General features: G+C 48.8%; 18 protein-coding genes and 1 tRNA gene. 8 read left to right on the forward strand and 11 right to left on the reverse strand.

The window, feature by feature from the left end:
• Positions 1-284 precede the first annotated feature (284 nt).
• Both glnA and AC2D8L_RS04240 read right to left on the reverse strand, forming a co-directional pair.
• Positions 285-1,694, reverse strand: coding sequence for a type I glutamate--ammonia ligase (gene glnA, locus AC2D8L_RS04235; protein WP_484684199.1), 1,410 nt, complete (start codon positions 1,692-1,694; stop codon positions 285-287).
• Positions 1,695-1,738: 44 nt separating this feature from the next.
• Positions 1,739-2,077 carry a P-II family nitrogen regulator gene (locus tag AC2D8L_RS04240; RefSeq protein WP_435668503.1) on the reverse strand — a complete coding sequence of 113 codons (339 nt, stop codon included), beginning with the start codon at positions 2,075-2,077 and terminating at the stop codon, positions 1,739-1,741.
• A gap of 341 nt (positions 2,078-2,418) precedes the next feature.
• Between AC2D8L_RS04240 and AC2D8L_RS04245 the strand changes: the two genes are divergently transcribed.
• Both AC2D8L_RS04245 and tig read left to right on the forward strand, forming a co-directional pair.
• Positions 2,419-2,503 (forward strand) — tRNA-Leu (locus AC2D8L_RS04245).
• A gap of 61 nt (positions 2,504-2,564) precedes the next feature.
• The gene (tig, locus tag AC2D8L_RS04250) at positions 2,565-3,947 is read left to right on the forward strand and encodes a trigger factor (RefSeq protein WP_484684200.1); all 1,383 of its coding nucleotides are present in this window, start codon (positions 2,565-2,567) and stop codon (positions 3,945-3,947) included.
• Positions 3,948-4,283: 336 nt separating this feature from the next.
• On the opposite strand, the gene AC2D8L_RS04255 is transcribed toward tig, so the two are convergent.
• The 8 genes from AC2D8L_RS04255 to AC2D8L_RS04290 all read right to left on the reverse strand — a co-directional run bounded on the left by AC2D8L_RS04255 (position 4,284) and on the right by AC2D8L_RS04290 (position 13,632).
• Complete coding sequence (locus AC2D8L_RS04255; protein ID WP_484684201.1) at positions 4,284-5,450, reverse strand: mandelate racemase/muconate lactonizing enzyme family protein; 1,167 nt, start codon at positions 5,448-5,450, stop codon at positions 4,284-4,286.
• Positions 5,451-5,458: 8 nt separating this feature from the next.
• A complete protein-coding gene (locus AC2D8L_RS04260) occupies positions 5,459-6,895 on the reverse strand; it encodes an aldehyde dehydrogenase family protein (protein WP_484684202.1) in 1,437 nt (478 codons plus the stop codon).
• Positions 6,896-6,905: 10 nt separating this feature from the next.
• Complete coding sequence (locus AC2D8L_RS04265; protein WP_484684203.1) at positions 6,906-7,880, reverse strand: aldo/keto reductase; 975 nt, start codon at positions 7,878-7,880, stop codon at positions 6,906-6,908.
• Between the two features lie 17 nt (positions 7,881-7,897).
• A complete protein-coding gene (locus AC2D8L_RS04270) occupies positions 7,898-9,115 on the reverse strand; it encodes a sugar ABC transporter permease (RefSeq protein WP_484684204.1) in 1,218 nt (405 codons plus the stop codon).
• Positions 9,105-9,920, reverse strand: coding sequence for an ATP-binding cassette domain-containing protein (locus AC2D8L_RS04275; RefSeq protein WP_484684205.1), 816 nt, complete (start codon positions 9,918-9,920; stop codon positions 9,105-9,107). The genes AC2D8L_RS04270 and AC2D8L_RS04275 overlap by 11 nt, the downstream gene beginning before the upstream one ends.
• A 13-nt stretch (positions 9,921-9,933) precedes the next feature.
• Positions 9,934-10,995, reverse strand: a complete 1,062-nt coding sequence (locus tag AC2D8L_RS04280; protein ID WP_484684206.1) for an ABC transporter substrate-binding protein — start codon at positions 10,993-10,995, stop codon at positions 9,934-9,936.
• Between the two features lie 268 nt (positions 10,996-11,263).
• On the reverse strand, positions 11,264-11,992 hold the full coding sequence (locus tag AC2D8L_RS04285; protein WP_484684207.1) for a FadR/GntR family transcriptional regulator: 729 nt from the start codon (positions 11,990-11,992) through the stop codon (positions 11,264-11,266).
• Positions 11,993-12,480: 488 nt separating this feature from the next.
• On the reverse strand, positions 12,481-13,632 hold the full coding sequence (locus tag AC2D8L_RS04290) for a serine hydrolase domain-containing protein (RefSeq protein ID WP_484684208.1): 1,152 nt from the start codon (positions 13,630-13,632) through the stop codon (positions 12,481-12,483).
• Positions 13,633-13,798: 166 nt separating this feature from the next.
• Here AC2D8L_RS04290 and AC2D8L_RS04295 point away from each other — a divergent pair, with 166 nt between their 5' ends.
• Both AC2D8L_RS04295 and AC2D8L_RS04300 read left to right on the forward strand, forming a co-directional pair.
• Positions 13,799-14,881 carry a helix-turn-helix domain-containing protein gene (locus AC2D8L_RS04295; protein WP_484684209.1) on the forward strand — a complete coding sequence of 361 codons (1,083 nt, stop codon included), beginning with the start codon at positions 13,799-13,801 and terminating at the stop codon, positions 14,879-14,881.
• Positions 14,882-14,951: 70 nt separating this feature from the next.
• Positions 14,952-17,438: a hypothetical protein gene (locus AC2D8L_RS04300; RefSeq protein ID WP_484684210.1), complete on the forward strand. Its 2,487-nt coding sequence runs from the start codon at positions 14,952-14,954 to the stop codon at positions 17,436-17,438.
• Between the two features lie 25 nt (positions 17,439-17,463).
• Here the strand turns inward: AC2D8L_RS04300 and AC2D8L_RS04305 are convergent, their stop codons facing one another.
• A complete protein-coding gene (locus AC2D8L_RS04305) occupies positions 17,464-17,796 on the reverse strand; it encodes an MmcQ/YjbR family DNA-binding protein (protein ID WP_484684211.1) in 333 nt (110 codons plus the stop codon).
• 103 nt (positions 17,797-17,899) lie between these two features.
• Between AC2D8L_RS04305 and AC2D8L_RS04310 the strand changes: the two genes are divergently transcribed.
• The 4 genes from AC2D8L_RS04310 (at position 17,900) to lon (ending at position 24,217) form a co-directional block, all read left to right on the forward strand.
• Complete coding sequence (locus AC2D8L_RS04310) at positions 17,900-19,396, forward strand: NAD(P)H-hydrate dehydratase (RefSeq protein WP_484684212.1); 1,497 nt, start codon at positions 17,900-17,902, stop codon at positions 19,394-19,396.
• A gap of 111 nt (positions 19,397-19,507) precedes the next feature.
• Entirely contained in the window at positions 19,508-20,140 is a 633-nt protein-coding gene (locus AC2D8L_RS04315; protein ID WP_484684213.1) for an ATP-dependent Clp protease proteolytic subunit, read from the forward strand.
• Positions 20,141-20,318: 178 nt separating this feature from the next.
• On the forward strand, positions 20,319-21,593 hold the full coding sequence (clpX, locus tag AC2D8L_RS04320; RefSeq protein ID WP_484684214.1) for an ATP-dependent Clp protease ATP-binding subunit ClpX: 1,275 nt from the start codon (positions 20,319-20,321) through the stop codon (positions 21,591-21,593).
• 191 nt (positions 21,594-21,784) lie between these two features.
• A complete protein-coding gene (gene lon / locus AC2D8L_RS04325) occupies positions 21,785-24,217 on the forward strand; it encodes an endopeptidase La (protein WP_484684215.1) in 2,433 nt (810 codons plus the stop codon).
• Positions 24,218-24,363: the final 146 nt, after the last annotated feature.

Below are 24,363 nucleotides of genomic sequence, written 5' to 3' on the forward strand. Positions count from 1 at the left end.
AGGAACCTGCAGCGGTTTCAAATGAAAGCGGCATGATTGTGCCATAAGTTTTTGGGGTGGGGATAAGATTTGGCGCAGTGACGTATGGCTGTGTTCACAGTCGCAATACTTCAAAGTTGGCGGCGTTTGCTTCGTCTGAAGTTGAAATGTCGCGAACTTTTTTCTGCTGGTCAGCAAAGGCGTGTGGTCAGCGACCTAAGTCGTTTTGAAATGAGCAAAAAAAGGGGGCGCCCGAAGGCGCCCCAAGTTTTAGGTATTGCTACCTAGGGGATAGAAGGGATCCTTTAAGCGGAGTAATACATGTCAAATTCGACAGGGTGAGGCGCCATTTCGAAACGCTCAACTTCTTCCATCTTAATGGCAATGTATGCGTCGATTTGATCATCATCAAATACGCCACCGGCTTTAAGGAATTCGCGGTCTGCATCTAGTGCCTCAATTGCTTCACGCAGTGAGGCGGCTACAGTTGGGATTTCTTTTAGTTCTTCTGCTGGCAATTCATACAAATCTTTATCCATAGGCTCGCCTGGATTGATTTTGTTTTTGATGCCGTCAAGGCCAGCCATAAGCAGGGCAGAGAATGCCAAATATGGGTTAGCCAATGGATCTGGGTAACGCACTTCAACACGCTTTGAAGCTGGTGAAGAGCCGAATGGAATACGGCAAGAAGCTGAGCGGTTACGCGCTGAGTAGGCAAGAAGAACTGGTGCTTCATAACCTGGAACCAAGCGCTTATATGAGTTTGTGCTTGGGTTCGTGAACGCGTTGGTTGCTTTGGCGTGCTTGATGATGCCGCCAATGAAGTGCAATGCTTGCTCAGACAATCCTGCATAACCATCGCCAGCAAAGTTTGGCTTGCCGTCTTTCCATATTGAAAGGTGACAGTGCATGCCGGAACCATTGTCGCCAAATACAGGCTTTGGCATAAAGGTTGCTGACTTGCCGTAAGCGTGGGCAGTTTGCTGAACGCCATATTTGTAAGTCTGAACTTGGTCGGCGCTGCGTGTCAGCGTTGCGTATTTTATGCCGAGTTCGTGTTGCGCAGAAGCCACTTCGTGGTGATGCTTCTCAACAGTTACGCCCATTTCTTTAAGCACTGAAAGCATTTCAGAACGGATGTCTTGTGCGCTGTCCACTGGTGGAACTGGCACATAGCCGCCTTTTTCAGGAACATGGTGACCCATATTGCCGGCTTCGTACATGGAGTTCGTGTTGATTGGCAGCTCGGTGTGATCAAGTGAGAAACCTGATTCGTATGGACCTGTGCTGAAGCGAACATCGTCGAACATGAAAAATTCAGGCTCTGGACCAACAACAACCGTGTCACCAATGCCGGATGACTTTACATATGCTTCGGCTTTGCGCGCAGTCATGCGTGGGTCACGGTTATAGGCTTCAAAAGTACCTGGCTCCAACGTGTCGCAGTTGATGATCATTGTAGACTGACCGAAGAATGGGTCCATGTGAACTGTATCAAGGTCGGGCATCATCACCATGTCGCTTTCATTGATGGCTTTCCAACCAGCAATTGAAGAGCCGTCAAACATAACGCCATCTTCAAACATGTCTTCGTCAACCACAGACGAATCCATGGTCATATGGTGCAATTTACCGCGCGGATCAGTGAAACGAAGGTCAACGAATTTTACGTCTTCGTCTTTAATTCTTTTGATGATGTCACTTACTGTGGTCATTGGATATTCCCGATTATAGAGGTATTCTTGTTGATAGGTTGGCGCTAGACGGCTTCGTCGCCCGTTTCACCAGTGCGGATTCTTATGGCTTGGTCGATGGTGGAAACAAAGATCTTCCCATCGCCGATGCGTCCGGTTTGAGCAGCGTCGCGAATGGCTTCTACTGCTTTGTCGACCGCATGATCAGACACCACGATTTCGATTTTTACTTTAGGTAAGAAGTCGACAACATATTCTGCACCGCGATAAAGCTCTGTGTGACCCTTTTGGCGGCCAAAGCCTTTTACTTCGGTAACAGTTATGCCCTGAAAACCAGCTTCCTGAAGTGCTTCTTTCACTTCATCAAGCTTAAACGGCTTCACGATGGCTTCGATTTTCTTCACTTATATTCACTCCGAAAGAACTGATCTCGCGTTTGCCCGAATACAATGCAGGTTGCGTGCCAGTTTTACTGAATTTGGAAAAACCTTTTATGAACAAGATGTTAAACTAGGTGCGTAAGCAACAAAGTGTTGGGTGGGTTTTGTTTGATGTGCATTTGTTGGGCAGGGTGATTAAAATTTAGGCAGTTACGGTTTTTCAGACTGCAAAACCGGCAAAATGCCGTGTTATGTGAATTAATTACGTGCATTGGGCGATTTTTTAAAAAAAGTTCAAAAAAGGGCTTGGCTGTTCGCGGTGTATGGGTTACATCCCGCACCGACTTAGTCGCTGTGGATTATTGGCGGGTGTGGTGAAATTGGTAGACACGCTAGATTTAGGTTCTAGTGCTTCACGGCGTGGGGGTTCAAGTCCCTCCACCCGCACCATTTTTCCTCAGCAGACATTTCGATCGATCGAATTATAAATAGTTAAAACGGGAATTTCCGCATGCAGGTCAATGAAACCCTCAATGAAGGGCTTAAGCGTACATTGGAAATGAGCATTCCGGCATCTGAGCTTAGCCAGAAGCTAGACGACAAACTCAATGAGCTTAAAGACCAGGTGACTCTTAAAGGTTTCCGTCCGGGCAAAGTGCCATTCTCGCACATGAAAAAGACTTACGGCCGTTCAGTAATGGGCGACGTAATGCAAGATGCGATCAATGTTGGCGTTCAGTCAACATTAGAAGAGCGCAAAGAAAAAGCTGCAATGCAGCCGAAAATCGACTTGCCAGAAGACGAAGCTGTTTTGACAAAAGTATTTGAGGGCGAAGCAGACCTTGAATTCACAATGTCATATGAGATCCTTCCAGAAGTTAAATTGGGCGATTTCAAAAAGATCAAAGTTGAGCGTCCTGTTGTTGAAGTCGCTGAAAGCGACGTTCAAGAGCAGTTTGATGCCATCGTTGAGCAGAACCGCCCATATGCTGCAAAAGCTGAAGGCGAGGCGGCTGCACAGGGCGACCGCGCCAACATCAAGTTTTTGGGCAAAGTCGACGGCGAGCCATTTGAAGGCGGCGCATCGGAGGGCTCACCATTGGTGATCGGTTCAAACCAATTTATCCCAGGTTTTGAAGAGCAACTTGTTGGTCTTAAAGTTGGTGATGAGAAGGTTTTGGACGTTAAGTTTCCTGACGAATATCGCGCAGAAAACCTAGCTGGCAAAGACGCAACATTTGATGTTGAAGTTTTGGGCCTTGAAACACCGAGCGACGTTGAAGTGAACGACGAGTTCGCCAAAACACTTGGTCTTGAAAGCGTTGATCAGCTTCGTGAGATGATCAAAGATCAAATCGGTGGTCAGTATAAAGCAATGACTGCACGTCGGGTAAAACGTCTTGTGCTTGATTCGCTTGATGAAATGCACAAATTTGATGTTCCTGAGCAACTTGTTGAGCAAGAGTTTAAAGGCATTTGGGACCGCGTGATGCACGATATCGAGCACCATGGTCGCAGCTTTGAAGACGAGGGCACAACCGAAGACAAAGCACGCGAAGAATATACCGCGATTGCAGAACGTCGGGTTCGTCTTGGTTTGGTGATTGCTGAAGTTGGCAACACAAACGAAATCGAAGTCAGCGAAGATGAGCATCAGCAAGCGTTGATCGCAGAAGTTCAGAAGTACCCTGGCCAAGAGCAAGAAGTGTACGACTACTTCCGCAACAACCAACAAGCGTTGGCAGGCCTTCGCGCTCCAATCTTTGAAGACAAGGTTGTAAACTTTGTCGTTGAGTTGGCTGACGTTGAAGACAAAACTGTCACCAAAGAAGAATTGGTGAAACTGGTTGAAGAGAGTGAAGAAGAGGACCTTGAGCCTCATAATCACGACTAACCAACATCGTCATGTATGTTTTAAGAAGGCCGTCCGTTTGGGCGGCCTTTTTGTTTGACCGGAATTCGAATTGGAGATTTCTAGTAGGTCGGACAGCGCGCTCGCGGTAAGTTTGCGCTTGCGACAGTTAAATCTGAGCCAAACGGCAACACATTTGGTTGTCGCGAACTTCTGGCTTGAGCCCATTCAAGACCTTTGCAGTCCAAGGAAGGGAAGGTCCAAATCTAGAGTGAACGATCAATGAAATGATACATCGATTGAAAAGTGTCGATCTCGAGAAGTGGTCTGAGATGGCCTGCGATTGGCCGAAATGCAAACGCGTAGCTGCCGAATGCACTAGTTGATCGCAAATCTTCGCAAAAATTCTAGATCTGGTTCAACCCCTAATCCAGGACCCTCGGGCACACCAACAAAACCATCATTATGTTTGACTTGGTCTTGAATGTTCAGAGGCTTCAACAATAGTTCGTCTCGAAAACGATTGTCTGTTGTATCAAATTCTAGCCATGGTTCTCGCGGAAACAGACCGCCGGGCAAGGGCGGCATCGCAGCCAACAAATGTAGGTTGGTTGCAACAGCAATTGCGGATCCCCAAACGTGATTTACCACGGGGGTGAAGTGAGCGTGACAAAGTGCCATCACGCGCAAATACTCGCTGATGCCACCAAGAGCGCAAGCTTCAGGCTGTGCGATGCTCAGTCCGCCGCTTTCCAGTAAATTGCGCCATCCCCACCGATTAAATTCTGCTTCGCCACCTGCGATATTGACTTTTAGCCCAGTCCTCAGAGCGGCGTACCCGGCGTGATCTTCAGGAGCGATTGGTTCTTCAAACCAATATGCGTCAAGCTCTTCCAACGCACGTCCGACATAGAACGCATCCTGCGTCGAATAACAATGGTTTGCATCCACCATAAAGTCAAAGTCATCGCCAATGCTTCGCCGAACAGTTTCGCAAAGTTCAACGTCGTCCTTGGGCCCCAATCCAACCTTCATCTTAGCAGCAACGAAGCCCATTTCCTTAATCATCGCTGCTTCTTCAGCAAAACGTGCGAGGTGGGCATCCTTATCTTCACGTTTAAGCATCATGCCGTAGCCATAGGCTGAAATCTTTGTGCGATAAGCACCGCCAATCAGCTTATGGATGGGCAGGTTTGCGACTTTTCCCACGATGTCCCAAAGCGCGATGTCCACCCCGGACAAAGACTGCAACGGCATACCCTTTTGTCCATGGTCACGAAGCAAATTATACACCTTGTGCCAGATGACGTCTCGGTCGAGCGGGTCCAAGCCAAGTACCATTGGTTGGATAACTTTTTCAACAATTGTTTTATTGGCGACAGCAATGTTTCCGGCACCAAAGCATTCGCCCCAACCGGTAATACCTTCGTCTGTTTGAACTTCGACAAGATGCGCTGTGCGCTTGGCATAATATTGCTGTGAATAGCCCAGTTCGCCAGGCAGATCATATTCAAGTATGTGACTAATGATCTTGGTGATCTTCATGATACCCTCTACACGTCCAAAGCGCGCGTGATGCGCTTGATGGCTAAATAATCGTGCAATGCCAAATGGGAACAATCATGCCCGATACCAGATTGGCCGAACCCGCCATGAGGTAGATCGATGTCGTATTTGACCCCGTTGATCTGCACCTCTCCATAACGCAGCTCAGCGGCACACTTTTCAGCCTTCGCGAGATCTTTTGTAAAGACATAGGCAGTCAACCCACCATCATCTCCGTCATTTGCGCGCACCAAAACATCATCAGAGTCTGTGAACGTAAGCAGACTAACGATCGGGCCGAAGATTTCATTCTTGTAGATGTCCATATCGGGCGTGATGTCACTCAAAACAGTCGGGGCCATAAAATGCCCTTCTGGAAGTTCATTGGGACGGTCGCCACCACAGTGCAAACTTGCGCCACCGACAACAGCATCATCAATGAGTTTTTTGACGCGGCTCCATGCGCGGCCATCTATCATTGGGCCCATGTCGATTGGGGCGTCTTTATCCCAGCCGACAGTTACATTTTTGGCGCGTTCAATTACTTTGGCTTCAAACTCTTTGGCCACTGACGCTTCTACAAATACACGGTTTGGGGTCACGCAAATTTGGCCTGCATTTCCAAACTTAACGGCGCAGACAATATCGGCAGCCAAATCCAAATCAGCATCCGCATAAACAAGTACGGGTGCGTTTCCACCCAACTCCATGGAGTAGTTCTTGATAGATGTCGCACCGGTTTTCATAATGTGTTTGCCGGTCTGGGTTGAACCGATCAACGTAATAAGTGACGGAATGGTGGACGCTGAAAGTGCATCTGCTGCATCATATCCGTTGGTACAGAGAATGTTTACAACACCTGCTGGCAATCCAATCTTGTGACATAGTTCGCCCACCGCATATGCTGAAATAGGTGTGGCGACAGATGGCCGAATGATGATTGGACACCCTGCAGCCAAAGCTGGACCAATCTTGAACGCCAAGTTTAACAGCGGAAAATTCCACGCAATAAATGCGACGGCTACACCTAATGGCTCATATGCTAACCGATGTGAATGTGTGCCTGCTCTATCAGCAAGGTGAACATCGTGAACCCGAGCAATTTCCTCCGAGTAGAAATGGAGAGAATTCTTAAGACTATCAAAATCCTCTTGGGTGCCACCCCAGTTCTTACCCATTTCATGATGAATGCAGTCCCGCAAATGTTCCTCATTTGCGATCACTTCATCACGTAGTTTACGCATCCAGTCCTGGCGTTCAGCGATTGATGTTTTTGACCAGCTTGGGAAAGCTGCTTTGGCCGCTTGAAGCGCATTTTCAACGTCATTCATGCCAGCTGTTGCTACGGTGCCGACAAGTTTCCCGTTGGCTGGATTTGTGATTTCTGCGCTGCCCTGACCATCAATCAACTGCCCGTTGAGATACATCTTTTTCGAATAACTCATTTGTACTTCCTCAAATCGGGGTTTCATCTGATGACAGATCGAGCCAATTCCGCTCTTGTGAAGATAGTTGCAATGCTCCGGCGCGTGCTGATGACGCAACTTGTTCGGGCGTTTCTGCGCCGTTCAGCGCAACAACAGGGAAATCCTGGCTGGTCACATAGGCTAAGGCGATCTCAAACATGTTTATGTTCCTTGCCTTGCCAAATGCCTCCGCACGCCGCTTGCGTTCAAAATTGTCGTCGGAATAAAAAACCCGCACCAAATCTTCATCACTTTTGTCGTCGGGATCGGCTTTCGCAAAAAAGCCACGACCAAGTGCAGACCAAGCAACCAACAAAAAGTTGTTCGCGATGAACCATTGTCGATCCTCTTCCGAGGTCACCACGGTATCTGGCCAAAAAGGTTCATTGGCGCGGGCAAGGGAGAAATTCGGACTAGAACCAATCATCGGCGTTTTGCCGTTTGCATTTGCATAATCGTTGGCTTCTTGAATGCGTTCCGTGGACCAATTCGACGCCCCGTAGGCTTTGATGCGGCCAGTTCTAATTTCTGCGTCAAGTGCATCGACAAGCGGGCCAACTGGCTGCGAAAGGTCATCCCGGTGGAACATCCAAATATCAAGACATTCTGTTTTCAAACGCTGGAGAGAGCCTTTGATGGCAACATGAACAGATTCTGGATCTATTTTGGCACCACCGGGATGTAGCGGCGCGCAATAGCCAGTGATAAGGCCCTTGCTTGCAAGAACAATCCGGTCACGCATCCCAGGACGCGCCGCCAACCAGTCTCCGATCACCATTTCCGAGAAACCGTGTTCTTCCACAGCACCATAAACTTCTGCGGTGTCGATATATGTTCCGCCATTTTCAACAAAGGCATCTAAAAGAGCGAAGTCACGCTCACGTGTGTCCGGATGAAAAATCATGGTGCCCATGCCAATAACGGAGATCGGGGTCTTAATCTGAGGTAATGTGAATGTTTTCATGTTCTTTCCGTTTCATACTATCGTGCTTGAGTGCCGCCAGAACGCGAAACCGCGTCTATTGCGACAGCAAGGATCAAAATTGCGCCTGAGACCATCAACTTGTCCGCAGCACTTGCGCCTGTGAGGTCCAGCCCATTGCCTAAAGAGCCAATAACCAATGCGCCTAAGATTGCGTTCCAAACTGATCCTCGACCGCCAAATAAGGAGGTGCCACCAATTACCGCTGCGCCAATTGCTTCAAGGAGCAAGGAACCTCCGGCAAAAGCCGTGTAGGAAACCGAGCCAAATCGTGAGGCACCTAAAATACCGCCAAGCGCGGCCATCAATCCCACAATGGCAAAGGCAGAAACACGAATTCGTTTTACATTCATGCCCACCCGTCGTGCACTTTCAGCATTTCCACCCACCGCAAATAGCGAGCGTCCATATGTGGTTGATGTTGTAACCCAACCCAACAATGCGGTTGTGCCAACTAAAATGACGATCAATAGCGGCAACGAACGATACGAATTCAATATGAGAACAATTGAGAATACGATGGTGCCAAATATTAGAATTTGGCCGAATAGAACGTAAGGAGAATCGAGTTCCAGCTTAAGTGCCTTGCGCCGTGCTTGTTTGCGCAAACTAGCTGCGGCAAATATGATTACAACTAGCGCAGCTAACACTAAGCCCCAAACATCAGGGATCAGGATACGCGCAATAGAGCGAACAAAAGGGTCACCGACATTCAGGTTTCCAGTTGGTAGAATCTTTTGCATCACCCCTTGATAGCCAAGCAATCCGGCTAGAGTGACCACAAAGGATGGAATGCCTACATAAGCCACCAACAATCCTTGGGCTGCACCCATAACAACCCCAACAAATAAGACGATTAAACATGCCAACCAACCTGGCACACCTATGAGAACGAGGACGCCAAGAAGAGCGGCACAGACGCCAGCGGTCGCGGCTGCAGAAAGATCAATTTCGCCCAGAAGCAATACTATCGTGATGCCGACTGCTAGAGTTGCAATCACCGCGGATTGCATAAAGAGATTGTAGATATTTCTTGGGCTTAGAAAAATAGCACGGAACTCTTCTGCATTTCCAAGCAGCACATCAAGCAATGGCAGTGCCAAGCCAAAATAGATCCAGATAGCTGCCAAAGCCGCTAAAACGGGCACAAAAGAGCCAAACTGCGTCTCTCGTATCATACGGAACCGGTCCAAAAGCGTCATGTTACTAGGCTGCATTGTTGGCTCCAGTGTCTAAACCGCGGGTCATGGCAACTACGATTTCATCAGTGTTGGTGTCTTTTGTTCTGTAGGTCGCAACATTGTTGCCGTGACGCAAAACCGTAATACGATCTGCCACCTCAAATATGTCCCGCATATTGTGCGAGATATAGACAACGGCGTGGTTGGTTTCCCGAAGTCTTTTCACGACTTCTAGAACTTGACGCGTTTGCGCAACACCAAGAGCTGCGGTGGGTTCGTCGAGCATAACGACTGAACTATCCGATCCCACTGCGCGTGCAATTGCGATGGCTTGGCGTTGACCGCCGGACAGTCCGCCAACTTTTGCCCTTACCGATTGGAGGGTGCGAACTTTAAGCTTATCGATTGCAAGTTTTGCACGCACTTCCATCTCTAAATCATCAAGTGGGCGCAAAAATTTGGGTAGAAATGCCCACCCTTTTAAAACCGGCTCAGCGCCCAGTGAAAGGTTCGCCGCAACATCCAAATTTTCGCACAAGGCAAGGTCCTGATATACGATTTGGATGCCAAGTTCTGAGGCATCATTGGGATTGACCAATTTGACGGGCTTGTCATCAATGTAGAATTCACCTTCATCGGCCACATGCGCCCCAGCCAACACTTTCATGAGCGTTGATTTTCCGGCCCCATTGTCGCCTACAAGCGCCATGACTTCACCACGTGCAACTTCAAAGTCCACCCCGCGAAGGGCATGCACGCCGCCAAATCTCTTATTGATACCGCGCACTTTCAAGTGCGCTGAAGGGGCAGCAGGCCCCTCCAACTGATTTTCGGATTTCATCAATCTCGTCCGATTACTGGCAGAAGGTGGTTGCAGCGGCTTCGCCTTGGCAAACCATATCTTTTGATATCGATTTGTCGTTGGCAATCACATAGGCAACGCCATCCACGCCAACTGCCGAATATGAACCTACAGGCACATACGCTACTTCTGCACCAACCCCGTTGGTGACAGTGTTTGGCGCAAGGTCTGAGAAGTCTTCGCCATTGACCAAACGAACCGCCACTGAAGCAGCTGCCGCTGCCATGTCTTCAAGCGGACGCCAACCACACTGGGTTTGCTTGCCAAGCAGCATAAGTTGTTGTGCTTGAACGGTACAATCAAGACCAGATACGGGAACAGTTCCGGCCATGCCTTGTTCTTCCATGGACGCGATTGCTGCACCAGCATTTCCGTCATTTGAAGAGACAACACCTTGCACATTGTTATCAAGTTGAGTCAGCGCCTGATCCATTGAACGTCGTGCAATGGCTGGGTCCCAACCTTGGGTCCAGTTTTCATAGCCCATTACCCGCTCACCACTTTCAAATAAAGGTGTTAGTGCACGTAATTGACCATTATGAATAACTGCCGCGTTCGGGTCAGTAGGTGAGCCTTTGAGCAAGACCAGCGTGTCGCCTTTTTTCGTGTTGTTGATCACGTGGGTTGCTTGATCAAAGCCCATACCTTCCAAATCTGCCTGCACCCAGAATGTAGTATTAGGCGAGTTGATCATGCGATCATAAGCAATCGTTGGTACGCCTTCTTCCGCCGCAGTGTCCGCAATAATTGCAGAGCTTTCGCCATCAATTGGAATGACAACAAGTACCTTTGCTCCCTGTGTCAGGGCCTGTTCCGCCTGGCGCTGCTGGGTTGAGGTGTCATTGTTGGCGTTAAAAACCTCGACCTTAACGTCTGGCGCAATCTGCTCCATTGTGCGGATAAAGGCCGCAGCGTCTTGGGTTTCCCAACGTGGGTTGACGTTTTCCGGCAGCAGCAATGCAACCATGTCAGCCGCATTCACTGCACCAACACTCAAAAGTGTCGTTGAAGCGACGCTTGCGACCAGCAAGCCTTTTCTTATTTTTGAAATCATTATATCCTCCTCGATATAGTTTTGACGAAGTTATTCGTCGAACTTGGTGGTTAATAACTCACGCTGAGTTGTTGTTGGTGCTGCGGGGAAGCTGAAACGGCTCCGCGGCACCACCGCTTTTTCGACCACCAATTGAAAAGCGGTAAACCGTGTTTCCCAAATTCTGGACGCACGTATCCTATGGCGCAAATTGAAGACAAATGCGCACTGGAATTGGTCTTGATTTATGACGATTAGTTAGTCTAGTTCGGACTTGGTCCGTTCATTTTCAAACCCGCCCTCCCAAGCGTCGTTTTGCATCTGCCAGCAGATTTTCCATTAATCTTTCGGCTTTGTCGCCGTCACGTGCCGCAATTGCTTCATAGACCGCGCGGTGAAATGGCAGCGACGCTTCATTTTCTCGCGGGTCTTGGTTTGTCAATCGAATGCTGCTTAAGAGGGCGGCGAATATCACACCCTCCATTGCAACAAGGAATTCGTTATGCGCTGCATGCAAAATCGCCCGATGAAAAAGCGCATCTGCGGTCACAAACTCTTCAGCTGAACCTTTTTCGGTTTCCATGCGCAAGATTGCAGCTTCAATGGTTTTGATTTCTGCGTCGCTAGCGACTTGTGCGGCCCAATTTGCTGCCTTCGGCTCAATGATCAACCGAACATCCATCAGCTGACGAAAAAGATCGCTATTTGGAGGCGCTGATTGTGCCCACGCCATCACATCGTCGTCCAACAGACCCCATTGCGAACGTTCCCGCACTCTTGTTCCAATGCCACGACGAACTTCTAACAAGCCTTTGCCAACAAGAATTTTAACTGCATCGCGAATAACAGATCGACTGACCTGATAGCGCTCCGCAAGCGCCCCTTCATCCTCAACAAGATCGTTAGGGGCATAAGCCGATGAAACAATACGTCGTCCCAATTCACGTGCGACTTGCGCAGACAAGCTAGGTGTAAGGCCCGCGATTTGTTTCAGATCGTAATACATCATTTCACTCATGCGATTATTCTAAACATATGATGTTTAACGAGTCAACGCTTTTTAGATGCCGTCAACGAACGTATGTTCTGTGCGCGCTGCCTTAAAAATCTAGTCCGTTATGGATATAGGTTGTCTTGTCGTTTGAGCGTTCACACATGAAATGCGCAGCGGTTACCCAAATTGTTAAAGTTTGGTACTTCCAGCATTCATCATGCTTGGTCGCTTTGTCCGCAAAGCTTCCGTTCAAGCAAATTGCGCTAAAATAGTTTTTTGAAAAATTATGCGCTCTTAATCAATGCGAATTTGGTCGGGTTGGTCGATGTCATTTTGTTGAATTCTGTCCTTGAAACAAGGTCATGAAGTGGCAGGCCGAAGTTAAGTTGATGCGAAATGCGGGGAGCACAGTTGCCCAGCATTTCGCGCCAGTATTGGTTGTCAGGTAGGAATTGGCCGCAATGAATGTGAGGACCTCATGCCGTCGTCACACGTTATTGTTGTCACACCCGTTATTGGGTGCATGCATCGCGTGCGATGTCCGTTGCGAGTGTTAGCAGCAAGGGCTCTCCAGCCTCATCATTGGTTGCAAGGGCCACGACTTTTTGTGTTTGTGGGAAAAACACCAAAATCGAGGCATATCCCGAGATTGAGCCGGTGTGACCATAAGCTAACCCGTCTGGGGTATCAAAATGTTCAATTCCAAGCCCATAGGCTTTGCCAGCTGATTTGGCCAAGTCAGTCGAGCTAATCATATCGTCCATGATTTCGGCTTCAAGCACTTTGTCGGTAAAGAGGGCGTGTCCCCAGCGCGCTAAATCGGCACTTGTTGCTGTCATACCGCCAGCGGCCCAACCCAATGAAGCGAGGCCCGCGATATCGCCAGGTCCGGTTGAGTAGGCAGCGTCTTTTCCGAATAGAAATGCGGAATTTCGGAGATAGCCAGCTGCAATCGGCTGCGCAGGGTCGGCGGCACCGGACAAGACCGTTCGGGTTAGACCGGCAGGACCATAAAAATGCTGCTCTAAATAATCCCCGAGAGAGATGCCGCTGACATTTTCGACGATCTTACCCAGCAGCACATAGTTGGTGTTTGAGTACCAATATGCCTGTCCCGGTGCAGCATGTGCGGGTTGGGCTGCGGCGATGGCGATCACCTCATCGGGTGACCAGATACGTCGCACATCTTGCATAATCATTGGGATGACGGGATTTTCAGGAGAGGCACGAAAATAGTCAAATGTACCTGCGGTCATACCAAGAAGCTGGTGCATAGTTATGCTTTGTGCATTTGGATATTCGGGAAACCAATTCGCCAAGGAATCGCTTTGTTTGATTTGACCGTCGGCCTGAAGTTTCAAAATTGCCGCTGCGGTAAAAGTTTTGGCGATGCTGCCGATTTGAAAACTGTGGTCAGTCGTCAGCTTCGCTTGCGTTGAGGCATCTGCAAGGCCTGACGCGGCTGAGTAGATATTTTGCCCAACAGCGCAAGAGGCGGATAATCCGTTCAGGTTGTTTTCGGAAACCCACCGGTCTGTGATATCGCGCATGGCTGTTTCAGAAGCGTTGGCATTGTTGGGGGCAGAGAACACCATTGCGGCAGTGGCGCCGGTGATTGCTGCGGTTACAAGAATCGCTGTTAGCGTTAGATTTCTCATGGGCATTCGCTTTCGTATTGAGATTTTTAGGTGTTGCGTGTTTGCACTTCATGTGTGTAATCCCAATATCAAGGCATGAAGACCTGAAGTCAGATTCAGGACGTCCTAAATCCTAATTCAGGACCTGAACGGGTTTGAGAAGGACCTTATAGGTGAAGTTGGAGCAGTTGTTTTGATCAACATACCAATCGCATTCGCGATAGCGCTGATGGCAATATTGATGGCGGTAGGTGTTGGGTTTGCCGCGCGGATACCGAGCCCTGCGCGCGCGTTGTTGTTCAGTTTTTTTATTGGTCTCGCGGCGATGGGTGGAATGATCGGGCTTCGATACGGGTATGGCATTGAATTGCTTGTCCCAATTCAACCCATATTGGCGATGATGTTGACGCCGCTGCTCTACCTCGGATTTAGGTCGCTAACCGAAGACAAGCCAACGCCGATGGCAAAGCTTATGGCATGGCATGGCTGGCCATTACCGCTGGTCGCCGTGATTTCGTTGATGCCGATTAACTTGCCGTTCCCGGTCGATGTGTTTGTTTTTGCAAGTATGGCGTTTTATTTTGTGCAGATGGTGGTCTTGTTTCGACTTGGGCAAGATCAATTTGTTCAAGTCACCAGTTATGGATATCGACTTGTGACATTTGGCTTGGGGGCGGGCATTGGCCTGATTGGGTTTGTCCTTTGTTCTGACCTTGCAATATTCATTTCCAATCAATTGTTTGCTGGGGGAAAGTCGGGAATTCTCATCCAGGCGGCTGTGATTGTCATGACGGTTGGATTGGCCGCAATCCTTTTAGGCGTCACGGTGCGCATGGCGCGGTTACCAATTTTTGGCGAGGGAGCGCAATTGCCGGTCGAAGAGTCAAAGCAGCGCGAAGAGCTCAAAAACCCTTCAGAGCAGGATATGAAGATCATCGCTTCGTTGGAGAATTTGATGGAGGACCGTCAGTTGTTCCGCGATTGTGACCTGACGATCGCGAGAACGGCGCGCAGACTTGGCGAAAGCTCTGGGGCTTTGTCTCAAGCTGTAAATCGATGTAGCGGGGAGAACTTCTCCCGCTACGTTAATCGACTTCGCATCGAATATTCGCAGAACCTTCTAGAAACAACAAAAACGCCCATCAATGACATCATGTTTGAATCGGGCTTTATGACGAAGTCGAATTTTAATGCTGAGTTTAGTCGTATCGTTGGGATGACGCCAACGCAGTACCGGGCTACCGGTGATGTTGGCGGTGCTGCTAATTCGGTGTGAAAGCACCGCGCCCTTGCTCGCCGACTTCAAGCAAGTTAGCATTGGAAAGGCTGAATGGGTGGAGCTTGCAATGAAGTGTATTCGCTTATTTACATTGTTGATGATTGCGTTAGGCACCTTAGTGGGCGCCAATGCAGTTGGGCAGGAACCTACACTTTCAAAAATTTTTCTAGACGAATACAAATCCGCGACAACTTTGAAACAGAGAAATTGGTTTTCGGATCTTTCTGATGATGGGGGGTGGCTTGACTTGGGTTATGTCGCGCTTGAAAGAAATGACTTTGCACTAGCCAACTACTTTTTTGCCAGAGCTAGCGAGCTAGACGCGGACACCGAAATTCCTCTGAGTTGGCTAATGCAAAGTGTCCGACTTTCTGGATCGGGATCAACTGGTCAGCTCGTCGCGATTGAGGCGGCGCTTAGCGAACGTGTTTACGACATTCGAGGACGGGCTAACAGAATAGCAAAGGTCAAACAGTTTGAACTGCAGAAGTCTGCGACAGAATATGCCAAGCACAAAGCCGACTTTCAAGCTCACAGCGCGAAATTTGCCGAGCTCGAAAAACTCCCAAATGCAGATGAAATTGAAAAGATTACGGTGCGTATTGCCCAACTTGAATCTCAAGTCGCCATCCTTGACGCAGAAGAAGCGATCAATGAGCAAATTGGAGATATCGGTTGGCCTTCGCCATTGTCCGAAGATCAGTTGATCGGCGTACAACTCGAACTTTCGAAAAGGGCAGGTGATGAGCGTGGTAATCTTGTTGGTGGCAAGAGTGAGCAAGATTGGGCTGAATTGGCGCTTGAAAACATCTCGGAGCGAGAAAAACAATCAAATAACCCGTTTAGGCCATCACCGCAGATCAAATTGCGTTCTGCAGCGGGGTTGGCAGGCGCGGCACAAAATAGCGCAACGCGCTTTTTGCAAGCAAACAAGTCCAATCCGAGCATCATGAATCGTCAACAGGCTCTAGACAATTACAACCAAATCAAAAATGGGTTGGATAGCAATTCATCAGCGGAAATGAAAGATTTGCTCGATGCTGCACGAAAGACATTTGAAAAACTGGAGATTGATCTTTTCGAACAGGAACCCGTGTATAAAGACCTCGTACGGCGAAGAGACGAATATTTAAATCTGACGGACGCGCAGTTGGCTGAATTGCAGGACTTGCTGAACGAACCGGCACTAACACAAATCAGAAATGAAACGCTGGCGGATATTAGCACGCCGGCTGATAGCCGTAACCTAATTGATGTGACCGTGGACGCAACTGTTGCAAGTGTGCCGACAGCGTCCTGTACCGCAATTAATTTTCAATGCGAGCAAAGGTGCTTCGGGCTTTACGCGGTTGATTGCACAATCGCAGAGTCCAATGCCCAATCAACTTGTCTTGCTGGGGAAACTCCTGATTTGGACTTTTACAATGCAGGTGGTTCAGGTGGTCTCATTGGTCGCTGTGAGCCGTTGATTGGTACGCCAATGCCTGCGAATAGCAAATTTGCTCACGAGGTTGTTGGGGATAATTGGCGCGCAGATTCTCGTGGCGGTAAGCCGCGTTCGTACGGTAGCCCCACAGAAGACAAAGACAAACGAGCAATGCAATCTGCGATTGCTGACACGCTGTCCCCATTGTTTGATCCCGACGCAAGCTGTGGCCCAACTCCAGGATTTGATGGAAACGATAGCACTGGGCTTGAAGCTTATTTGAATAGCTTTGAAGAAAATATAGCGCTGGCTAACCCAGCAAATGATGATGAGCAATTCAAGTTGTGGCGGCTAAATGAGGCGGAGCGTCGAGCTGCACTGGTCAAACAAAATAACGCCTTAATCAACGACCCTGTGGTCAAAGATTTGCTAGAAGAACTTGCGACCAACCCTAGAGCGCTCGCAGACACAGAATTTGGCAAAAGTCTTGCGGAGAAGCTTATTGATCGTGCTCTAAACGCTGCAGAAACCAACGTGAGCTCATCTGGCAATGCCCCACAACCAGAGTGGGAGAAAAAAGCGCGAGAAATCAATGCATTGGCAAAAAGCGCGAATGAAATTGCCGATAAATTCGGCATAAAAAGTGACACATTAGAAAAATTGACGGGATATGGTGATAATGCAGCTGGTATTCTTGATGGCGCCCGCGAAGGCGATGGAGAGAAAATTCGCGCCGGTATTCAAGGTTTTGTATCTGCAGTGCCGGGCCCAGCAGGGGCAATCCTAAAAACTCCCATTGGCAGAGCCGCGGCGGCCAGCGTGACTTATGCGAGTGATATCACCAATGATAGTGCGGATGTTCTTGGTCAACTCAATAAAAGTATAGGTAGTGATGACCCTGAGGATTTAGAAAAATTGGCGGCGATGTCCGAAGCCATGCAGAAGAAGCTAACGGTCAAAAATTATATAGATAAAGTTTTTGTTGAGCCGATGAAGAACTTTATCAAAGAGGATGTTCCGGGCGGCAAGGTCATCATGGGTGTATTTGATTACTTCAGCGGAAAATCTAAACCAAAAGCATCTAACAGTTGCAGTATCCCTGTGCCGGATATGCTCGGCGACTTTTAGGGCGCTAACTTTTAATCGCTAAGTGTTACTTCCGCTTTGGCGCGCTCAGCGCATAACTCTCGTCCAACCACTTTTTCCAAATTTTCGTCGGCATGGGATCGTCTGCGGAGAAACGTGTTGTTACCCAAATGTTTGAGCCGATTTGGTATTTGTCGGGTTCGGCCTTGGCCAACTCTTGCGCCTCGGCACGTGACTGTTCGAGCTTGAACATTGCTTTGTGACGACCGCCTTGCGGGCCAGCAAAGAAGAATGATTTGCCTTTCACCTTGAACGAGCTTTGTGTGCAGGCGGTGCCTTCGTCCACATCTGGGTAAAGGCAGGCTTGTTCGCGCATGGGAAGTGTTGGATCATCGCTCATATGATTTGCTCCCTTCGTTCCATCATTGCGCTATATCATGCACATTTTGTGCGAAAATGCGATTATATGTTGAAGAGTGGTTCAACATGGGGAATTGACTTCAATGGCTGAGACTAATGGATTTACAAGCGCTTTGCTATGCCCCGATCAGATGGCGCAGGCGGATCGTCTGGCCATCGATAGCGGTGTACCCGAAGTTGAGTTGATGCAAAATGCTGGGCGGGCAGTGGCCCAGTATTTCCAGCTACGCTATCCAAAATCGCCTGTCACGGTGCTTTGCGGGCCGGGCAATAATGGTGGCGATGGATTTGTTATTGCGGTTGAGCTTCGACGCCGGGGTTGGCCGGTTCGGCTGGCGCATTGGGGGGCGAAGGATCGACATACGGCGGCGGCGCAAGTGTTTTTGGCCCAATGGGGCGAACCTGAATTGTTTGCACTGGACATGCTTAATGATGCCTCATTGATTGTTGATGCACTGTTTGGTGCGGGGCTTGATCGACCTATTATGGGGGAAATCGCCAATATTGTTCGACAGGCAAACAATGTTGAAGCGCCAAAGATCTGTGTTGATATGCCCACAGGCGTGGATGGGCGCACTGGCAAAATACTTGGGTGTGCCATCAAGGCAGATGCGACGGTCACCTTTTTTCGGAAAAAGCCGGGGCATTTGTTGTTTCCCGGCAAGGCGCATTGCGGCGACTTGGTTCTAAGTCAAATTGGTATTCCGGAAATGGTTCTGGAGAACGTTGCACCAACGCACTTTGAGAATGGGCCCAATCTGTGGCGTTTGCCTGAACTAAAATTTGACGGTCATAAATATGATCGGGGTCACTGTTTGGTTGTTTCCGGTGGGCCGTTATCAACGGGTGCGGCACGATTGTCTGCTCTTGGTGCGCTGCGGTCTGGGGCAGGGCTGGTGTCTCTTTGTGGGGACAAAGCAGCGTTGTTAGAACATGCGGGCCATGTAACCGACATCATGCTGAAGCAAGGATCATTGGGCGCATTATTGGAAGATGAGCGATATAATGCCCTAATTATTGGCCCGGGGAATGGTGTTGCAGAAAACACATGTCACAATGTTTTGACCGCTCTTGCTGCTGGCAGAGCCTTGGTATTGGATGCTGATGCGCTTACATCTTTTCAAAGTGATCCAAACCGACTGTTTGGCGCTATTAAGGAGAGCAAAGACAAAAATATAGTCATGACACCACATTTGGGCGAGTTTTCTCGTTTATTTCCTGACCTTGATGCACAGAGCGATAAAGTTGAAGCATCACGACGAGCGGCAAAGCGGTCAGGGGCAACAATAGTTTTAAAAGGGGCGGATACTGTTATAGCTCGCCCTGATGGTCGTGTGGTGTTGAATAGCAATGCACCGCCTTGGATGGGGACTGCCGGTTCTGGCGATGTGTTGGCCGGAATTGTTGGCGGGCTGTTATCGCAAGGCATGGAAGGATTTGACGCAGCCTGTGCGGCAGTTTATGTCCATGGGCTGGCTGGACTTGAGTTTGGTGGCTTCGCGTCTGGTGGCATGGGGATGACCGCCTCTGATTTGCCCCAATTGCTGCCTAGGGCATTCGCGACCATCAAGAAAAATTAACTCTATCTTGAACGGATAGAGGACAAGACCTATCTACCGGTTTTACCGCACGTTAAGACGCATCATATCTGATCGGGAATAAAGCCGATTCGATTCACTAAGGATGATACAATGAAAGATCCGATTGATACTTATATGAGCACGCTTGTGCCGATGGTTGTTGAGCAATCCAACCGTGGCGAGCGCTCGTTCGACATTTTCTCGCGTTTGCTGCGTGAGCGCATCATCTTTGTGACTGGCGGTGTCGACGACCACATGGCCTCTCTGATCGTTGCACAGCTTTTGTTCCTTGAATCGGAAAATCCGAAAAAGGAAATCGCGATGTACATAAACTCGCCCGGTGGCGTGGTGACATCTGGCATGTCGATCTACGATACAATGCAGTTTATTCGCCCTGAGATTGCGACACTTTGCGTGGGGCAGGCCGCTTCAATGGGTTCATTGTTGCTTTCAGCTGGCACCAAAGGCATGCGCGGCGCACTGCCGAACGCTTCTGTTATGGTACACCAGCCATCTGGCGGCTATCGCGGTACTGCGTCTGACATTCTCATTCACGCGGAGCATACAGCGAACTTGAAACGACGTTTGAATGACATTTACGTCAAACATACTGGTCAAGATTACGACACGATTGAGGACGCCCTTGATCGCGACAACTTCATGACCGCGGATGACGCTGTAGAATTTGGCTTGATTGATAAAGTTTATGAAACGCGTGGCGCAGAAGAGCCAGAGAAATCATAGATTTCGTTAATCAATAAATTGAACTTTCCGCATCAAGGCTTGGCAATTAAGCTTTTGTGCGGAATTGTGAGGCATGATCGGGACTAAGCGATCACTAATAGCTTACGGATTGTTTATGTGCAGATGCTAAGATTTGCATATAGACTGAACGAAAGATGCACATTCAGGAGTGTTTTGAATGACAAAAGACACAGGTAGCGGCGACAGTTCAAAAAACACGCTTTACTGCTCATTTTGCGGGAAATCGCAACATGAAGTGCGTAAGCTTATTGCCGGCCCGACTGTTTTTATTTGCGATGAATGTGTTGAATTATGCATGGACATCATCCGAGAGGAAAACAAATCCTCCACGGTAAAGTCCTCAGATGGCGTAATGGCACCTGCAGAAATTTGCGAGGTGTTGGATGATTATGTAATTGGTCAGTTCCGGGCGAAACGCGTTTTGTCCGTGGCTGTGCACAACCATTATAAGCGCCTCAATCATTCTGAAAAAAGCCAAGATATCGAATTGGCCAAGTCCAACATTTTGCTGATTGGCCCGACGGGTTGCGGTAAGACATATCTTGCCCAAACGCTGGCGCGGATCATCGACGTACCATTTACAATGGCCGATGCGACGACATTGACTGAAGCTGGTTATGTTGGCGAAGATGTCGAGAACATCATTCTTAAATTGTTGCAGTCTTCCGACTACAATGTTGAGAAAGCTCAGCGCGGCATCGTTTATATCGATGAGGTTGATAAGATTTCTCGTAAATCTGACAACCCATCTATTACGCGCGATGTTTCCGGTGAAGGTGTTCAGCAAGCTTTGTTGAAGATCATGGAAGGCACTGTAGCCAGTGTGCCGCCTCAGGGTGGCCGTAAGCATCCACAACAAGAATTCTTGCAAGTTGATACAACCAACATCTTGTTCATCGTCGGTGGCGCTTTCTCAGGCCTTGAGAAAATCATCAGTGCGCGCGGTGAGGGTACTTCAATTGGGTTTGGCGCCGAAGTTAAAGACCCAACGGATCGTCAGTTGGGCGAAATCTTTGCTGAAGTTGAACCAGAAGATCTTACAAAGTTTGGTTTGATCCCTGAATTTATTGGTCGTCTACCGGTTATCGCAACGTTGGAAAACTTGGATGAGTCAGCTCTTGTTCAAATTCTAACAAAGCCGAAGAACGCACTCGTGCGTCAATATCAGCGTTTGTTTGCAATGGAAGAAGTTGAGCTATCGTTCCAAGATGACGCGCTTAACGCCATTGCTCGTCAAGCCGTTGAACGCAAAACAGGTGCCCGTGGTCTACGTTCGATCATGGAAGGCATTCTGCTGGACACAATGTATGACCTCCCTTCACTTGAAGGCGTTGAGGAAGTTGTGATCAGCGAAGACGTCGTGCTCGATAAAACTGCCCGTCCGCTTTACATTTATGCGGACCGCAAAGAAGAAGTCGACGCAGGCGCGTAAATAAAGTTGGTTAATTGGCCCGATGCGTACTTGTCGGGCCAATTAAAATTCCTATCTAATAGTTTCAATTGAGTCTTCATCCGCCCCAGTCGGGTTGAGATGGCCGTGGGGCACGTAGTTGTGCGCCGTATGACGGTTATGACGTTGCCGCTTTTTGGGACTTCATAGCCGGTTGATGAAAAGGATCGTCTATGTCCGATAAGGATAAAACTGAAGCTTCAGCCACGTCAGACGCAGGTCGCGTCTATCCAGTCTTGCCGTTGCGCGATATCGTTGCGTTCCCAGGTATGATTGTGCCTTTATTTGTTGGCCGTGAGAAATCAGTCAAGGCACTGGAAGAAGTAATGCGTGAGGACAAGAACATTCTTGTTGTCACTCAAAAGAATGCACAAGAAGATGACCCCTCTACCGATGATGTGTTTGATGTCGGTACAGTTGCGTCTGTTCTTCAATTGCTCAAATTGCCCGATGGTACCGTCAAAGTCCTGATTGAAGGCATTTCGCGCGCCAAAATTTCAAACTTTGTGCGCGCCGACGAGTATTTTGAAGCCGAAGCCGTTCCGTTTGAAGCTGAAGAATATGATGAAGTGGAAGCCGAAGCGCTTGCACGTTCGGCGGTCAACGAATTCGAAAATTACGTCAAACTGAACAAGAAAATTTCGCCTGAAGTTGTGGGCGCGGTTTCTCAGATTGATGAGCATTCAAAACTTGCAGATACAATTGCATCTCACTTGGCGGTGAAAAACCAAGAGAAGCAGGAAATTCTTGCGATCAACTCTGTGACCGGGCGTTTGCAGCGCGTGTTGGAGTTGATGGAAGGCGAAATTGGTGTCTTGCAGGTAGAGCGTCGAATCCGCACGCGTGTTAAACGCCAAATGGAAAAAACGCAGCGCGAATATTACCTGAATGAACAGATGAAGGCGATCCAGAAGGAATTGGGTGACTCCGAGGACGGCACGGACGAGCTGACAGAGCTTGAAGAGCGCATCAACAAGACCAAATTGTCCAAAGAAGCGAAAGAAAAGGCGACTGCCGAGCTGAAAAAGCTTAAGCAGATGAGCCCGATGTCCGCTGAAGCGACGGTTGTACGCAATTATCTTGATTGGATGCTTGGTTTGCCATGGGGCAAGAAGTCGAAGATCAAAAAAGACCTCGAATTTGCTCAAAATGTTCTTGATGAAGAGCATTATGGCTTGGAAAAGGTCAAAGAGCGGATTGTTGAATATCTTGCAGTTCAAGCACGGACTGGCAAATTGAAGGGGCCGATTTTGTGCCTCGTTGGCCCTCCGGGTGTTGGTAAAACATCGCTTGGTAAGTCTATTGCGAAAGCAACTGGGCGTGAATTTGCACGGATGTCACTTGGTGGCGTACGCGATGAAGCAGAGATTCGCGGTCACCGCCGGACGTATATTGGCTCCATGCCGGGTAAAGTCGTTCAGTCGATGAAAAAGGCAGGTAAATCCAATCCATTGTTCTTGTTGGACGAGATCGACAAGATGGGGCAGGATTTCCGGGGCGATCCGTCTTCAGCATTGCTAGAGGTGCTTGACCCAGAACAAAACAACACGTTTGCCGACCATTATTTGGAAGTCGACTACGATCTTTCGGATGTGATGTTCGTGACAACAGCGAATACGCTCAACATTCCAGGCCCGCTGATGGATCGGATGGAAATCATTCGCCTGTCTGGCTACACAGAAGAAGAGAAGCTTGAGATTGCGCGGCGTCACCTGATTCCTGAAACCATGAAAGAACATGGTTTGAAAGAAGCGGAATTTGAATTGGCTGATGATGCACTGACATTTGTTATCCAGCGGTATACGCGGGAGGCGGGTGTACGGAACTTGAAGCGTGAAATGGCCAACCTTTTGCGCAAAGTCGTTAAAGAACTGACTTTGGACAAAAAGTTAAAATCAGTGAAGCTTGATCTGGCAAAAGTGGAAGAATATTTGGGTCCACCGCGTCACCGTCATGGCGAAATTGAGAATGAACCTCAGGTTGGCATGGTCAATGGCCTCGCCTGGACCCCGGTTGGTGGTGAATTACTTCATATTGAGGGCGTTACAACCCATGGTAAGGGCAAACGCACTGTTACGGGTAACCTCAAGGATGTGATGAAAGAATCGATTTCTGCGGCCGCGACCTATGTGCGTTCGCGGGCAGTGGACTTTGGTATTGAACCACCATTGTTTGATTCTCTTGATATTCACGTTCACGTGCCCGAAGGCGCAACGCCTAAAGACGGTCCATCGGCGGGTGTTGGCATGGCGACTGCGATTGTTTCTGTGATGACGGGTATTCCGGTTCGCAATGATGTCGCGATGACTGGTGAAATCACATTGCGTGGACGGGTTCTGCCGATTGGTGGCCTTAAGGAGAAGTTGCTCGCGGCGTTGCGTGGCGGTATCAAGAAGGTGATCATCCCGGAAGAAAACGCCCGTGACCTGGTGGACGTGCCGGACATTGTTAAAGAAGGCTTGGAAATTGTTCCGGTGTCCGAAATGAAGGACGTGATCAAACACGCCTTGGTAAATGAGCCGGAATCAATTGAGTGGGACTTTGAAGCATACGCAGAAAGTCTCAGGCAGCAGAATGCAACAACGTCCGGACTAACGGCTCATTGACGTTTGAGCTAAGTTATGACCGGAAAGAGGCTGAAGACGATGTTTTCAGCCTTTTTTTTTGCCTAAAAGTCGCGCAAAGCGCCGGATTACCTTGCTTTCGTGATAGAATCGACGAAATGTAATCGCCGCATACTCGAGTAATTAGC

Source organism: Maritalea sp. YIW29 (genome assembly GCF_057219265.1).

Excerpts from the sequence above, each read along its gene's own strand:
- glnA (WP_484684199.1), bottom strand. The coding sequence starts at position 1,694 with ATGACCACAGTAAGTGACATCATCAAAAGAATTAAAGACGAAGACGTA.
- tig (WP_484684200.1), top strand. The coding sequence starts at position 2,565 with ATGCAGGTCAATGAAACCCTCAATGAAGGGCTTAAGCGTACATTGGAA.
- AC2D8L_RS04255 (WP_484684201.1), bottom strand. The coding sequence starts at position 5,450 with ATGAAGATCACCAAGATCATTAGTCACATACTTGAATATGATCTGCCT.
- AC2D8L_RS04260 (WP_484684202.1), bottom strand. The coding sequence starts at position 6,895 with ATGAGTTATTCGAAAAAGATGTATCTCAACGGGCAGTTGATTGATGGT.
- AC2D8L_RS04265 (WP_484684203.1), bottom strand. The coding sequence starts at position 7,880 with ATGAAAACATTCACATTACCTCAGATTAAGACCCCGATCTCCGTTATT.
- AC2D8L_RS04270 (WP_484684204.1), bottom strand. The coding sequence starts at position 9,115 with ATGCAGCCTAGTAACATGACGCTTTTGGACCGGTTCCGTATGATACGA.
- AC2D8L_RS04275 (WP_484684205.1), bottom strand. The coding sequence starts at position 9,920 with ATGAAATCCGAAAATCAGTTGGAGGGGCCTGCTGCCCCTTCAGCGCAC.
- AC2D8L_RS04280 (WP_484684206.1), bottom strand. The coding sequence starts at position 10,995 with ATGATTTCAAAAATAAGAAAAGGCTTGCTGGTCGCAAGCGTCGCTTCA.
- AC2D8L_RS04285 (WP_484684207.1), bottom strand. The coding sequence starts at position 11,992 with ATGAGTGAAATGATGTATTACGATCTGAAACAAATCGCGGGCCTTACA.
- AC2D8L_RS04290 (WP_484684208.1), bottom strand. The coding sequence starts at position 13,632 with ATGCCCATGAGAAATCTAACGCTAACAGCGATTCTTGTAACCGCAGCA.
- AC2D8L_RS04300 (WP_484684210.1), top strand. The coding sequence starts at position 14,952 with ATGAAGTGTATTCGCTTATTTACATTGTTGATGATTGCGTTAGGCACC.
- AC2D8L_RS04305 (WP_484684211.1), bottom strand. The coding sequence starts at position 17,796 with ATGAGCGATGATCCAACACTTCCCATGCGCGAACAAGCCTGCCTTTAC.
- AC2D8L_RS04310 (WP_484684212.1), top strand. The coding sequence starts at position 17,900 with ATGGCTGAGACTAATGGATTTACAAGCGCTTTGCTATGCCCCGATCAG.
- AC2D8L_RS04315 (WP_484684213.1), top strand. The coding sequence starts at position 19,508 with ATGAAAGATCCGATTGATACTTATATGAGCACGCTTGTGCCGATGGTT.
- clpX (WP_484684214.1), top strand. The coding sequence starts at position 20,319 with ATGACAAAAGACACAGGTAGCGGCGACAGTTCAAAAAACACGCTTTAC.
- lon (WP_484684215.1), top strand. The coding sequence starts at position 21,785 with ATGTCCGATAAGGATAAAACTGAAGCTTCAGCCACGTCAGACGCAGGT.